Below are 14,165 nucleotides of genomic sequence, written 5' to 3'. Positions count from 1 at the left end.
GGCCGGCCCGTCGAGGCCGCGCCGGCCCGCATCGGGTGCAACGATCATCCGGGAATACCCTGGTTCGCATGGGCGGCGCACGGGGTGCTGTCCCGTGAATTATTTCGTCGCAGTGCGGATTCCTCGATCAACCGTCTTGAAAATTTCGCGAACGAGTACCGTTTTCGGGTCCGGGGGAATATATTGGTCAGAAGAACGGCCGCGGCGACAAACCGGACAGCAACGACAGCAACGCGCGGCGTCATCCCGAAGAGGAACGCTGGAAGATGATCAGGGTAATTCTGGCTGACGATCACGCAGTCATGCGGGACGGACTGCGTCACATTCTGGAGATGGCCGGCGGTTTCGAGATCGTCGGCGAGGCGAGCGACGGCTCGGGCACGCTCGCGCTGGCCGAGCGCATGGCCGCCGACGTGCTGCTGCTCGACCTGTCGATGCCCGCGCCGACCGGCATCGAGCTGATCCGGCTGGTCAAGCGCCAGGCGCCGTCGCTGCGCACGCTGGTGTTGACGATGCACACCGAAGCGCAGTACGCGGCGCGCGCGTTCAAGGCCGGCGCCACCGGCTACCTGACGAAGGACAGTGCGACCGCCGAGCTCGTCGAGGCTGTCGGCAAGGTCGCGGCGGGCGGCGTCTACGTGAGCCCGTCCGCGGCGGAAAGCCTCGCCCACACGCTGCGCGCGCCGGCTCAGGCCCTGCCGCACGAGCGACTGTCCGCGCGCGAGTTCGACGTGATGCGCCGCATCGTCGCCGGTCAGACCGTCACGCGAATCGCGTCCGAACTCGCGCTGAGCGCGAAGACGGTCAGCACGTACAAGACGCGGATCCTCGAGAAGATGGGGCTGCCGCACGAAGCCGCGCTGGTCCGCTACACGGTGCGCCACGATCTCGATCTCGGGGCCGACGACGCATGATGGCCGCCTTCCGCTTCCCGCCCGCTCCGCCGCCGCCGCCGCCGAACGACGCTGATCGGGACACGTCGCGCCTGTTCATGTCGTCGCTGCCGCCGGGCCGGCGCGAACGGCGGCTCGCGCTCGCGACGGTGCTCGTATCGGCCGTGATCTTCGCCGCGCTCGCGCCGTTCGCGGCCAAGCCGCTCGCGCCGGGCTGGGCGTTCATTCCCGTGTATCAGTCGGCGATCGTCGTCGACGACATGGTGACGGCCGGCCTGCTGCTCGGCCAGTACGCGATCCTGCGCGAGAAGCCGCTGCTCGTGCTGGCGGGCGGCTACCTGTTCACGGCGTTCATGGCCGGCACGCACATGCTGACCTTCCCCGGGTTGTTCGCGCCGACCGGCCTGCTCGGCGCCGGGGAGCAGACCACCGCATGGCTGTACCTGTTCTGGCATGGCGGCTTTCCGCTGTCGGTCGCCGCGTACGCGCTGCTGCGCGCGACGTCGCGCGGGCGTCCGGCCCCGGCTCCGGCACCGCAGCGCCGCGCGGCGATTCCGGTCGGCCTCTGCATCGCCGCCGCGATCGGCGCGACGGTCGCGCTCGCGCTGTTCGCGACGGCCGGCCACGACCTGCTGCCGCACATCATGAGCGGCAACCGGATGACCGCGACGATGACGAAAGCGATCACCGTCGTCTGGGGCTTGAACCTGGTCGCGCTGATGCTGATGTGGCGGCAGCGGCGCCGCCATTCCGTGCTCGACCTGTGGGTGATGACGGTGCTCGTCGCGTGGCTGTTCGACATCGCGCTGTCGTCGATGCTGAATCACGGCCGCTTCGATCTCGGTTTCTATGCGGGGCGCGCGTATGGTCTCGTCGCATCGGGCGTCGTGCTGTTCGCGATGCTGTTCGAGAACGGCCGGCTGCACGCGCAGACGGTACGTGCGCTGGCCGGCGCACGCTTTCAGCATTTGCTCGTCGTACAGAAAAGCGCGCAGTTGAACGATGCGAACGAACGGCTCGAACAGCGCGTCGCCGCACGCACCGCGCAGCTGAGCGCGTCGAACCGCGACTTGCGACGCGAAGTCGAGGAGCGCGTGCGCGCGGAACGGGCGCTTCAGGCGTCGCGCGAGGAGCTGCGCGAGATCGCCGCGATCAGCGCCAGCGCCCGCGAAGCCGAGCAGCGCCGCATCGCGCGCGAACTGCACGACGAACTGGCGCAGTCGCTCGCGGCGCTGAAGAACGATCTCGAATGGCTGATCGACCGCGTGCCGCAGGACGACGCATCGCTCGCACGCAAGATCGCGGCGATGCATGCGCTCGCGCGCGGCGCGGTGGCCGCGACGCGCCGCATCGCGTCGGACCTGCGCCCGCTGATGCTCGACGATCTCGGCTTCGCGGCGGCGATGCAATGGCTCGTGGAAGATTTCCGGCATCGTCACGGGATTACCTGTTCGCTGCACGTCGAGCCGCCCGAGCTGCAACTCGACGAGCCGTATGCGACGGCCGTGTTCCGCATCGCGCAGGAAGCGCTCGCGAACGTCGCCCGGCACGCGGCCGCATCGCACGCGGACGTCGACCTCGCGTGCGGCAGCGAAGCGATCGCGCTGACGATACGCGACGACGGCGCGGGCTTCGACCCCGCCGTGCCGCGCAAGTCGGCTTCGTTCGGGCTGGTGGGGTTGCGCGAGCGTGCGTATCTGGTCGGCGGCACGCTGCGGATCGCGACGACGCTCGGCGAAGGCACGACGGTCGAGGTCGAGATTCCGCGGGTGCCGTCGCCTGTGGCGCTCGCGCATGGCGAGCACGGAGGTTCGCGGGGGTAGACAAGGGGCGGCGGGCGGCGCCGGACAACGATGGTTTAGTCGACTGCCTTCGTCGAGGGCGCCGCTTTCGGCAGGCGCTCGAGTTCCGCGCGCACGTTTGCCGCATCGATGTATTCGCCGATCCGCCCCGCCTCGTCACGCGATGCCCGCCCACGTGCGACAAACGCGTGCCGCGCGCGATGCGCAACGCCGTCGCAAGACATGTTCATCGTCGCCCCTTTCGTCATTTCCCGCTCCATTCGTCGCATGTGCCCGGCACGGTAGCGCGCTCGAGTACCTGCCGCCGAACCGGCATGCGTCGTCCTGTTTCCGGAGCATCGGAAACCGGCCGACGCTGCGGCAACGCCGCACGCCATCACGCCCGCGCCGCGACCATCCCTCGCTCCGAGCGCGTCCACGCGACCAGCGCACCGAAGCCGAGCAACGCGAGGCACACGATCGGCACGATCATCGGCCCGAACGCGGTGCCCGTCACCTTGCCCGCGAACGGCATCAGGTTCTGGCTGAAGAAGCCGCCGAGGTTGCCGATCGAGTTGATCGCCGCGACGCTCGCGGCCGCCCGTGCTCCGGTGAAGTAGCGCGGCGGCATCGACCAGAAGCACGGATACAGCAGCGGAATGCACGCGCCGCCCAGCACGAGCGCGATGAAGCGCAGCGGCGTCGACGGCAGCACGAGACTCAGCAGGAAGCCGAGCGCGCCGAGCGCCGCGACGATCGCGATCGTGCGCAGGATGCTCTTCGCGCGGCGCAGCTTCGCCGGCAGCCACACCAGCAGCACCACCGCGAGCGCCCACGGCAGCATGCTCAGGAACCCGTTCGTGGTGCTCGACACGCCGAACGATTTCACGAGCGTCGGCAGCCAGTACGTGACGCCGTACAGCGACGTCGACATCAGCATGTAGGTCGCCGCGAACAGCATCACGCGCGGATCGAGCAGCGCCTTCCACGGCTGGCCATGCTCGGCCTGCGCCGGCTTCTCGCGCTCCAGCGCGGCCGCGACGATCTGCTTCTCGCGCTCGTCGAGGAACGGCGCTTCGCGGAACGACGCGGGCAGCACGCGGAACACGACGATCGCGACGATCACGGCCGGAATGCCCGTCGCGACGAACACCCACTGCCAGCCCGCCAGCCCCCACACGCCGTTCAGGCTCAGCAGCAGGCCGCCGACCAGCGAGCCGAGCATGTTCGCGAGCGCGCTGCCGAGCGTGAAGATGCCGAGCACCTTCGCGCGGTAGCTCTGCGGAAACCACAGCGTCAGATAATAGATCACGCCCGGATAGAAGCCGGCCTCGGCGATGCCGAGCACGAAGCGCAGCGAGCAGAATGCGGGCATCGACGTCGTGAAGCCCATCAGCACCGTGATGAGCCCCCACGTCAGCATGATGCGTGCGAGCCACACCCGCGCGCCGTAACGATGCAGCGCGAGCGTGCTCGGCACCTCGAACAGCAGGTAGCCGATGAAGAACAGCGACGACGCGAGCCCGAACGCGGCTTCCGTCATCCCGAGGCTGTGCACCATCTGCAGTTTCGCGAAACCGACGTTCTGCCGGTCGATGAACGCGATCAGGAACATCACGACGAGGATGGGCAGCAGGCGCCGCGCCATCTTCGACATGATGCGCTGTTCTTCGGCGGACGCGGGGTCCAGGGTGTCGGTAGCGTTCACTTCAGGCTCCTTGAGGGGAATCGGTTGCATATCGGTTGAATCGGCGCCGCGCTTGATGAACGCGCGGGCGTCACGTGGTTCAATGAATGGACTCGGATCGCGGCCCGCGTGGCTCAACCCGACCGGTAGTCGTCAAGCATCGGCGCGAACATCTCGTGCCACGCGCGCGGCTTCGCCTTGATCGTGCCGGCCAGGTACAGGAAGTCGACGTAGTCCATCAGCTGGTTCGGCCGCACCGAGAAGCGCGTGTCCGGCGCGGCGAGCATCCGCATCACGTCGTCGTGCGACACGCCGACGCCGGACGACGACGCATAGAGCGCGGCCGCCGCGCGCGGGTCCTGCGCGATCAGGCGGTTCGCTTCGTCGAGCGCGCCGAGAAACGCGGCGGCGAGCGCCGGCTCCGTATCGACGAGCCGCTTCGGCGCGAACACGACGTCGAGCGTCATCGGGCCAAGCACGTCGACCGAACTCACGACACGGTGAATACCCGGCTGCCGCAGTTCCAGCGTCGAGAACGGCGGCGACGTGAAGTGCGCGGTCACGCCGTTCTCGCGGCGGATCAGCGCCTGCATCGCCTGCGGATGCGGCAGGTTCACGGTGATCGAATCGAGCTGCGCGAAATGCGTCGGGCCGAGCTGCCGGCTCGCGACCATCTGCAGCACGACCGCCGACAGCGACGTGCGGATGCCCGGCACCGCGATCCGGTCGGACGGCGTGAAGTCGCGCAGCGACACGAGGCCCGCGCGGTTCGCATTCAGCGACAGCGACGTGGTCGACAGCCCGCTGATGCCTATTACCTCGACGTTCGGAATGCCGCGCGCCCGCGCCCACAGCTCGATGAAACCCGGCGCGCCGGCGCCGGCGAAATCGAGCGTGCCGGCCATCATCGCGTCGTTGACGGAATTGCCGCCGTCGAGCAGCACCCAGTCGACCGCGACGTCGCGCACGCCGTGGCGCGCCGCATGCTGCTCGAACAGCCGCTGCTTCTCCATCACGAGCAGCGGCAGGTACAGCACGCCATAGCCTTTCGAGATCCGCACCGTGCGCGGCTTCGCGCGCACGAGCGCCGGCGCTCCGAGCATGCCCAGCACGCCGAGGCCGGCTGCGATCAACGCGCGGCGGCGCGGCGACGCGATCATGCACGCACCGCCGTGCGGCGGACGGCCAGCGGCCGCGCGCAAGCCGGCGTGGCGCCGCGGCGCGCGTTCGTCGTGCCCGTGACATGCTGCATGTTGCCGTCTCCTTGAATATTTCTGGTATTAATGCCGTCCTTGCATCCTGCTTCCGGCTCGACACAGGTTATCGGCCGAGTCTGAGAAAATGCTGACATCCCTGCCCCGGGAAAACCCCTAATCCACCTACCTGCGAACGGCACCATGCGCATTCTCGTCGTGGAGGACGATGCCGAAATCGGCGCGGCGATCCGCAGCCGGCTGGCGCGGCTCGGCCACGCCGTCGATCTCGAAACCGACGGCGCGACCGCGAACGGGTTGCTGCGCGTCGAGCGCTTCGATCTCGTCGTGCTCGATGCGAACCTGCCCGGCATGGACGGCTTCACGGTGTTGCGCCACCTGCGCGCGTCCGGCAGCACGACGCCCGTGCTGCTCGTCACCGCGCGCTCGGCGATCGACGACCGTGTGAGCGGCCTCGGCCTCGGCGCCGACGACTACCTCGTGAAGCCGTTCGACTACCGCGAACTCGACGCACGCGTGCAGGCGCTCCTGCGCCGCAACAGCGGCCACGCGAACGACGTGCTGACGCTCGCCGGCCTCGCGATCGACCGCAGCAGCCGCCTCGCGGAACTCGACGGCCAGCCGCTGTCGCTGTCGCGCCAGGAATTCGCGCTGCTCGAAATCCTCGCGAGCCGCCCGCAGCGGATCTTCTCGAAGGAAGAACTGCTGAATCAACTGTTCAGCTTCGGCAACGAGCCGACCGCGAACGCGGTCGAGCAATACGTGACGCGCGTGCGCAGGAAGCTGCAGGGCAGCTCGGTCGAAATCCGCACCGCGCGCGGAATGGGGTATCAGATTGCGGCGCACTGACTGGTTCCCGAAGACGCTGTTCGGGCGCACGCTGCTGTTCATCGCGCTCGTCGTCGCGACCGGCGCGCTCGCGCTCGCGGCGACCGCGCGCTACTACGCGGGCGTCGCGGCCGAACGCGCGTACGACCAGTTGCTCGCCGGCGCATCGATCCAGGTCGCGGAAAACCTCTACGTGCAAGGCGGCGTGCTCGCGCTGAATCCGCCGGTGGCCGCGCTGTCGACGCTGTCGCGCTACGACCTCGTCTACTACAAGGTGGTCGATTCGCGCGGCGTGGTCGTGGCCGGCTACAACGATCTCGCGAGCCCGGCGACGCTCGCCGCCGCGAAGCAGGGCCCCGCGTTCGCGAATGCCGTCTACCAGGGTCACCGGGTGCGCACCGCGACGATCGCGCGCTACATGCCCGAGGAGAGCACGCCGGGCTGGGCGCTCGTGACGGTTGCGCAGACAACCAACGCCCGCCAGCAACTGACAAACGACATGAGCATCAAGGTATGGACGCTGATCCTGCTGATGAGCGTGCTCGCGATCGGCGCGAGCGGCCTCGCGATCCGGCGCGGCCTGCGCCCGCTCGCGCAGATCGGCACGATCATCGCCGCGCGCGACCCGGCCGACCTGCGGCCGGTGGCCGTCGATACGCCGAGCGAAATCGACGCGATCATCGGGTCGATCAACGGCCTGATGCATCGCCTCGCCGAGCGGATCAACGCGATGCAGCGCTTCATCGCCGACGCCGCGCATCAGATGCGCACCCCGCTCGCGCGGCTCGACGCGCAGATCGAGCTCCTCGACGGCGAATCGGATCCGGCGCGCCACGCGGCGCGGCTCGATGCGTTGCGTGCGACCTCTTCGGACGTCGGCCGGCTCACCGGCCAGTTGCTCAATCATGCGATGGTGATTCACCGCACCGAGGCCGTGCCGCTGCAACCGGTCGAACTCGTCGCGCTCGCGAAAGAGGTCCTGGGCCGCACGATTCCGCTCGCCGGCGAGCGAGACGTGGCCGTTGCGTTCGCGAGCGACGCGCCGCATGCATGGATCGACGGCGATGCGATCAGTCTTCAGGAGGCGCTGTCGAACGTGCTGCACAACGCACTGCTGCATGGGCATGCGGACGACATCGTCGTGTCGGTCGCGACCATGGGGAACGCGGATCAGGCGGTGACGCTGACCGTCACCGACAACGGGCGCGGGATACCGCGCGAGCATTGGGGCGCGGCGTTGCAGCCGTTCGTGCGGATCGCGCCGGACGGCAGCGAGCGGCGTACCGGGTCCGGGCTCGGGCTCGCGATCGTGCAGGAAGTGATGAAGGCGCACGGCGGGCGCGTCGGGTTCGCGTTTCCCGAAGCAGGCGGGTTCGCGGTGGTGCTGACGTTTCCGCGCGCGGCGACGACGCACGCCGCAAGCGACGCTTAGGCAACCGCAGATCCGGCGCAGTCAGGCCCGATTGAACGCCGCCGGACGACACGCGTTCAGTCGTCGCTGTCCCGATCGTCGTCGGCGTTGCGCTGCGCATGTCGCGCAACCCGTTCGTCCAGCTCGTCATACTGGCGCGCGCAGAACAACCGGCACAACGCGTCGACATCGACGCGCTTTCTCACGTCGATCGTCTCGACGTGCTGCTCCAGCTTGCCCTTGCCGATGCCGAAAAGCCCCTTCTTCATCCGCATGGACACCGCATTGAGCTGGAAACCGTCCGAGTGTGCGTCCGTCAACGCAGTCACCCACAGCTCGCGCTGATCGTCGGCATGCTGCAGCACGAGCGCCGGTAGCGGGCCGTCCTGCGTCTCGTTCCATTCGACATGCTGAGCCGCCCAAGGAAACGCATCGAACGCATGAACGAACGACGCGTAGTCGGTCGCGCCCTGCTGATCGAGCTGATTGAAATCGTAGCCGACTTTCTGGATCGAATAGGTCAACATGGCGCGGCAACCCCGTGGCGGTCGAGATCAGGAGACCGTCAATCTACCGTGAATTTCGGTATCGGTGACGATTTTTCCAGGCGACTCATGAACGCACATTCGCCGTCGCCGCACGGTGACCGCACGCACGAACGCGGCGCGGCCGTGCCCGCATCACGCCTTGTGCGTCGACAACACAATGCCCGTTTCGGTATTGGCGATACCCGTTCGGTAACCGCGTGCGATGGAGCAGAAATCGAATCAGCGGAAAAGCGTCGCGAAGTGGTGCCGCACGCCTGAATGAAACCGGCTTCGCGGTCGTGCCATGGGCGGCACGACCGCGACCGAGACCGGACGCTTCGATCCGCAAACGAGATCGAAGCGTCCCGTACTGCTCTCAATCTCCCAACAGCTTCAACCCGGCCGGCAGCGTTTCGCCGAACACGCGCACCGTATCGGCTTCGTCGAACGCGATCGCTTCACGGACCATGTCGATCCACGCCGCCGATACATTCGTGGCCGACAGGCGCTTGATGACGGCCTCGCGCGTATCGTCCGGCAGATCGCGCGAACGATCGCCCGTCATCCGCGCAATCTGTGCCGCCGCGAACGCAGCCGGCTCGACCTGCTTCCAGTCGAGCGCGAACAGCGCATCGAGCCAGCCAATGACGATTTCCGCCGGCACGACGCTATGCGCACTGCCATAGAACGGCCGCCTTGCTCCGATCCGCCCGAGCGCCCACGCGCACAACGCGCGTTCGGCCGGCTTCTGCAATTGCACGATCAGGCGCTCGGCCAGTTCGACCTTGCGTTCGACAGGCAGCCGTTCGAGCGACGCGGACAACCGCGTCATGTCCGCCGGCCCGACCTTGGCCGGATCGAACGGCAGCTTGCGCCGCTTGTCGTCGGACGGTTCGAGGAACGCGATTGCGTCGCGCACCTGCGTCTGCGCATCGTCGTCGAGGCCGCCGGCCACGCGCCGCCACAGCGTCCACCACTCGGACCACACCTGCGCGTCGGTCACGTATTGAATGCCGTCGTCGAACAGCGGCCACAGCTGCTCGACGCGCCACGCGTCGAGCGGATGGCCGAAGCCCGGACGCAGGCAATACCCGGCGAGATTCAGCCATGCGCGCTCGTGATCGGCCGAGCGGCGCCGCCGCCGCGCCCGCGCGAGCAATGCGTCGAACAGTTCGCGCGCCAGCGCGACGTCCCAGTCTTCGCGCGCACCGAGCACCTGTTCCAGTTGCGCGCGCAACCGGCGCGTGTCCTTCGGCGTGACGCCCGCAACCTTGCTGCCGAACGAGCGCTCGATCAGCTCGATCGCCTGGTCGAGCCGCGGATGCCGGGCGGGCGCCGCATCGTCGCCGTGAACCGGCGCATCGCCGCGCAACTGGAATTCGAGCCGCCAGCGGCGCGCCGCGTCGTCGGTCGCGATGCAATGCATTTCGAGCGTGCCGACCTCGGTCAGCGACGCGGTGAGCTTCACCGGCGTTTCGCGCGCGTCGCCGCCCGCCTTCGCGTCGACGACCGTCGCGATCGGCGGCAGCCGCACGAAATCGCCGCCGTCGAGATCGACGAGATCGCCGGGTCGATACTTCGTGTCTGCCACCGTCGATACGAGGTGGAAGCGCACCGGCTGCCCGAGCTGCAGCGCGAACGTGCGATCGTCGAGCCGGATCTCGCGGCCCTCTTCCGCACCGCGCGGCAGCAGGCAGACGCCGCGTGCGCCCGCGTCGCCTTCGCCATCGTCGAGCACGAGGAAATAGCTGCGCGCGGAGCCGCCGCCGATGCGCGGCGCATGGCCGGCACGCGCCAGCCCGTAGGCCACCGCGCCGCGCGCGACGGCCACATCGGGATGCGCGTTGTGCAGCACGTCGAGCGGTGCGCCGCGCCACGCGCCGAGCGTCTGCGCGAGACGGCCGGCGAGCGCGCCCGCGCGGAACACACCGCCGTTGAGCAGCAGCGTGTCGGGCAGCGGGCCTTCCGCATGACGGTTCAGGAACGCGGCGACGTGGCGCGTGACGGCCGCGTCGCTCGCATACGGCAAGCCGAATTCGACGATCGCCGCGCGCGCGCGGCGCGGCAATTCGCCGGCCTCGACCTGCGGAAAGAACCCGTCGACGACGATCTGCTCGACTTCCTGCCGTGTCAGCTCGGCCGAGCGCGCGCCGCCGACGAGCTTGCTGCCCGCGCCGAGCAGCGTGACGGTGACGGACGCCGGCGCGTCGTCGCCGAGCAGCCGCTCCTTCGCCGCACGGCAGCGCTCGACGAGTTGCGACAGGCTCGCGGCCGACAGCCGCGTACCGGGCTCGGTCAGCCGCGACTCGACCAGGCGCGCGAGCGCGAGGTCCATGTTGTCGCCGCCGAGCATCAGGTGATTGCCGACGCCGACGCGCGTAAAGGTCGGCTCGCCGTCGTCGCCCGGCGCGACGTCGACAAGCGTGAGGTCGGTCGTGCCGCCGCCGACGTCGCAGATCAGCACGCGCCGCGGCGCGGCGAACGTGTCGCGCAACGTCGCGCGCTGGCCGTACAGCCAGTCGTAGAATGCGGCCTGTGGCTCCTCCAGCAGCCGCAGCGCCGGCAGCTTCGCGCGTTTGGCGGCTTCGACCGTCAGCGCGCGCGCGCCGTCGTCGAACGACGCGGGTACCGTCAGGATCACGTCCTGCCGCGCGAGCGGCGCATCGGGAAAGCGTGCGTCCCACGCGTCGCGCACGTGCGCCAGGTAGCTCGCGCTCGCATCGACCGGCGACACCTTGTCGACGCCGTCGGCCGCGCCCCACGGCAGGATCGCCGCGAGCCGGTCGACCGCGGCGTGCGACAGCCAGCTCTTCGCGCTCGACACGAGCCGGCCCGGCACCTGCGCGCCGAGCGTGCGCGCGTAGCGGCCGATCACGGCGGGCCGTGCACCGGCCGCATTAGCGTGGGCCTTCGGATCAGCCTTCGGATCAGCCTTCGCATCCGCGTTCGGAGCGGCCTTCGCATCGGCCGCCCACGGCAGCCGCAACGCATCCGGCGGCAGCTCCCCCGCCGCCGGGTGATAGCGCACAGACGGCAGCAGCGGCTGCGCGGCCACCGCGCCGGGGCCGACCAGTTGCTCGACGTCGAACACGCGGATCGCGTCGGAACCCGCCTCGACGTACGCGACGACCGTATTGCTCGTGCCGAGGTCGATGCCGACCGTATAACGCTTCATTGCGCTCAGGCGCCGCGCACGTCGAACTCGACCTTCCAGCGCTCGTTCGTGCCGCTCGGGATCGCCTCGAGTTCGAGCGTGCCGGCTTCGGTCACGCGCGCATGCAGCTTCACCGGCACGACTTCGCCGACGGTGCGCCCTTCGGCGGGCAGCGTCGCCTGGATTTCCTCCAGCTCCTGCAGCTCTTCCGCCGACCAGTAGTCGAGCAGCGTGCCGACCTGGTCCTGACGACGCACCGACGACCCGAAGAAGCGGAACTGCACCGGTTCGCCGACGACCAGACCGAACTCCTGCGGCGGCAGCGCCGCGTCCGAACCTTCCTCCATCCCGAACGGCGCGACGCACAGCGCCTGCACCGGCGGCTCCAGCCCCGGCACCGCGGGCATCGCCGATTCGATCGCGACGTAGTACGCGCGCGCCGTGCCGCCGCGAATGCGCACGCCGCGGCCGCGCTTCACGTAGCCGTAGTACGCCGCGCCGCGCGCGACCGCGAGATCGAGATCCGCGCCTTCGAGCAGGCGCGCGGGCGGCGCGCCTTCGGCGGCGAGCCAGCCGTTGAGCGTGTCGAGCACGCGCTGCGTGAGCAGCGTCGACTTGAACACGCCGCCGTTGAACAGCACGGCGGTCGGATGCAGGAACGTCGCGCCTTGCGGCAGCGTGCGCTGCACGCCTTCGAGCGTGTCGAGCGCCGCGACCTGGCGGCCGAGGAACGCCGCGAGATGGCGCGTGATGCCGGCATCCTGCGCATACGGCAGGCCGAGCTGCGTCAGGCCGACACGCGCGCGGCTCACCGGGCGCGCGGCCGCATCGACCTGCGGGAAGAAGCCTTCGAGGATCGTCTGCGTCAGTTCCGCGCGCGTCAGCTCCGTGCGAATCGAGCCGCCGATCAGCTTCGAGCCGCGGCTCGGCACGACGAGCGGCACCGCGTCGGTCGTCGGGTCGGACAGCAGCGTTTCCTTCGCCGAACGGCACGCGTAGGTCAGTGCGCGCAGTTGCCACGGATCGGCCTGCGTGCCCTGCTGTGCGAGCTTGCGTGCGACCACGTGCGCGAGCGCGAGGTCCATGTTGTCGCCGCCGAGCAGGATGTGCTCGCCCACCGCCACGCGATGCAGTTCGAGATTGCCGTCGCGCTCGACCACCGCGATCAACGACAGGTCGGTCGTGCCGCCGCCGACGTCGACGCACAGGATCAGGTCGCCGACCTGCACCTGCTTGCGCCAGCCGCCTTCGCTCTTCTGGATCCAGCTGTAGAGCGCCGCTTGCGGCTCTTCGAGCAGCGTCATCCGCGAGTAGCCGGCGGCGCGTGCGGCCTCGGCCGTCAGCTCGCGCGCGGCCGGATCGAACGACGCGGGAATCGTGACCGTCACGTCCTGGTCGGCGAACGGCGCATCCGGGTGCGCGTGGTCCCACGCTTCGCGCAGGTGCGTCAGATAGCGGATCGAGCTTTCCAGCGGCGACACGCGCGCGACTTCCGGCGGCGCATCGCTCGGCAGGATCGCCGCGCGGCGATCGACGCCCGGATGGCACAGCCAGCTTTTCGCGCTCGACACGAGGCGGATCGGCGTGCCGGCGCCGCGCGTGCGCGCCATCTCGCCGACCGCGAACGCGCGCGAGGCCGTCCACGGCAGCGTCAGGTCGCCCTGCGTCAGCTCGCTTTCATGCGGCAGGTAGAGGAACGACGGCAGCAGGTCACGCGATTCCAGCGCGCCCGGTGCGGTGAGCTGCGCGATCGGCAGCACCTGCTGCACGATCTTTTCGCCGTCGCTCGTGCTGCTGTCGACGTACGACAGCGCGCAGTGGGTCGTCCCGAGGTCGATACCGATCGAATAGCGCGGATCGCTCACAGTTCCACCTCCGCCGGTGCGACGACCGATGCGTCGTGGCTGCCCGTCAGCTTCGGCAGGCGCACGTCGGAAACACGCCAGCCGCGATGGCTGACGGTGCCGGTGAACGGCGCGGAGCCGACCACGTTGCCGGTCACGCGCACGGCCGTCGCGTCGAAGCCGGCCGGCAGCGTCACGCGGCTGCCTTCGGCTTCGTCGCGCACCGGCACGATCGTGAAGTGTTCGCGCAGCGCGGCACGGCAGCCGTCGTGCACGAGGCGCGCGGCCGCGCCGATGTCGGCGTCCGCGTAGCCGGCGATGTCTTCCTCGACGAAATCGATGAAACGCGCATCGCGTTGCAGCAGGCCGAGCAGTTGCAGGGCGGCCTGCGGGCTCGCTTCGCGCAGCTCCGGGGCCGGCGCCTTCACCGGCGCGGGTGCGACGGGCGCGGCAGCCGGCGTCGGGGCCGGCGCGACCGGGGCCGGGGCCGGGGCGCCATCGCGCACGCGCAGCACTTCGGCGGCGAATTCGCGATTGCCGAGCACGGAGAAGAACGTGCCGACGGCCAGCGACAGCCGGCCGAAAAAGGACAGGTTGGATTCGGGCATGGGGTCTGGACTCCTGTGGGCTCGCGGCGGGGCGAGCGTTTCTTGCCTGGGCGCCCGGCGGCGGCGCGCGGCCTGCGCACTGGCGCCGCCCGGCGCGTGATTCGAACGCGCCCTCGCGGGTGCGGAAAACCCGTATTTTGCCCTGTGGCGGGCGAACCGGGCAGAAGTTGGGGGACAGAACATCGCGGCGCGACGGTTTCGATCGCGCCGGGGCGCGC

The 14,165-nt window shown here is 69.5% G+C and carries 11 protein-coding genes; 5 read left to right on the top strand and 6 right to left on the bottom strand.

The features are described 5' to 3' along the window. Window positions 1-266: 266 nt before the first annotated feature. Both CFB89_RS18400 and CFB89_RS18395 read left to right on the top strand, forming a co-directional pair. Window positions 267-914, top strand: a complete 648-nt coding sequence (locus CFB89_RS18400) for a response regulator transcription factor (RefSeq protein ID WP_089469095.1) — start codon at window positions 267-269, stop codon at window positions 912-914. After that, window positions 911-2,716, top strand: a complete 1,806-nt coding sequence (locus tag CFB89_RS18395) for a sensor histidine kinase (protein ID WP_089469094.1) — start codon at window positions 911-913, stop codon at window positions 2,714-2,716. Before CFB89_RS18400 ends, CFB89_RS18395 begins: the two co-directional genes overlap by 4 nt. Before the next feature lie 355 nt (window positions 2,717-3,071). Here the strand turns inward: CFB89_RS18395 and CFB89_RS18385 are convergent, their stop codons facing one another. Together CFB89_RS18385 and CFB89_RS18380 are read right to left on the bottom strand one after the other, a co-directional pair. Beyond that, window positions 3,072-4,382, bottom strand: coding sequence for an MFS transporter (locus CFB89_RS18385; RefSeq protein ID WP_089469431.1), 1,311 nt, complete (start codon window positions 4,380-4,382; stop codon window positions 3,072-3,074). Between the two features lie 113 nt (window positions 4,383-4,495). After that, window positions 4,496-5,521, bottom strand: a complete 1,026-nt coding sequence (locus tag CFB89_RS18380) for an ABC transporter substrate-binding protein (RefSeq protein WP_089469092.1) — start codon at window positions 5,519-5,521, stop codon at window positions 4,496-4,498. A 237-nt stretch (window positions 5,522-5,758) separates the two neighbouring features. Between CFB89_RS18380 and CFB89_RS18375 the strand changes: the two genes are divergently transcribed. Beyond that, entirely contained in the window at window positions 5,759-6,424 is a 666-nt protein-coding gene (locus tag CFB89_RS18375; protein ID WP_089469091.1) for a response regulator transcription factor, read from the top strand. After that, window positions 6,411-7,835 carry a sensor histidine kinase gene (locus CFB89_RS18370; protein ID WP_089469090.1) on the top strand — a complete coding sequence of 475 codons (1,425 nt, stop codon included), beginning with the start codon at window positions 6,411-6,413 and terminating at the stop codon, window positions 7,833-7,835. Before CFB89_RS18375 ends, CFB89_RS18370 begins: the two co-directional genes overlap by 14 nt. A gap of 56 nt (window positions 7,836-7,891) precedes the next feature. Here CFB89_RS18370 and CFB89_RS18365 read toward each other — a convergent pair whose 3' ends face one another. Next, complete coding sequence (locus tag CFB89_RS18365) at window positions 7,892-8,341, bottom strand: hypothetical protein (RefSeq protein WP_089469089.1); 450 nt, start codon at window positions 8,339-8,341, stop codon at window positions 7,892-7,894. A 48-nt stretch (window positions 8,342-8,389) separates the two neighbouring features. On the opposite strand from CFB89_RS18365, the gene CFB89_RS34360 reads away from it, so the two are divergent. Next, window positions 8,390-8,620 (top strand): hypothetical protein, encoded by a 231-nt coding sequence (locus tag CFB89_RS34360; protein ID WP_144030129.1) that lies wholly within the window; start codon window positions 8,390-8,392, stop codon window positions 8,618-8,620. A 97-nt stretch (window positions 8,621-8,717) separates the two neighbouring features. On the opposite strand, the gene CFB89_RS18360 is transcribed toward CFB89_RS34360, so the two are convergent. Genes CFB89_RS18360 through CFB89_RS18350 form a run of 3 tightly spaced genes read right to left on the bottom strand, consistent with a single transcriptional unit; the run spans window position 8,718 to window position 13,947 of the window. Further along, window positions 8,718-11,516, bottom strand: coding sequence for an Hsp70 family protein (locus tag CFB89_RS18360; protein WP_089469088.1), 2,799 nt, complete (start codon window positions 11,514-11,516; stop codon window positions 8,718-8,720). Window positions 11,517-11,521: 5 nt separating this feature from the next. Continuing rightward, window positions 11,522-13,360, bottom strand: a complete 1,839-nt coding sequence (locus tag CFB89_RS18355) for an Hsp70 family protein (protein ID WP_089469087.1) — start codon at window positions 13,358-13,360, stop codon at window positions 11,522-11,524. After that, window positions 13,357-13,947, bottom strand: coding sequence for a DUF2760 domain-containing protein (locus CFB89_RS18350; protein ID WP_089469086.1), 591 nt, complete (start codon window positions 13,945-13,947; stop codon window positions 13,357-13,359). The genes CFB89_RS18355 and CFB89_RS18350 overlap by 4 nt, the downstream gene beginning before the upstream one ends. Between the last annotated feature and the right edge of the window lie 218 nt (window positions 13,948-14,165).

The organism is Burkholderia sp. AU16741, assembly GCF_002223345.1.
Classification (GTDB): Bacteria; Pseudomonadota; Gammaproteobacteria; order Burkholderiales; family Burkholderiaceae; genus Burkholderia; species Burkholderia sola.
The sequence above is the reverse complement of the archived record's forward strand: the minus strand, read 5'-3'. Positions and strand labels throughout refer to the sequence as shown.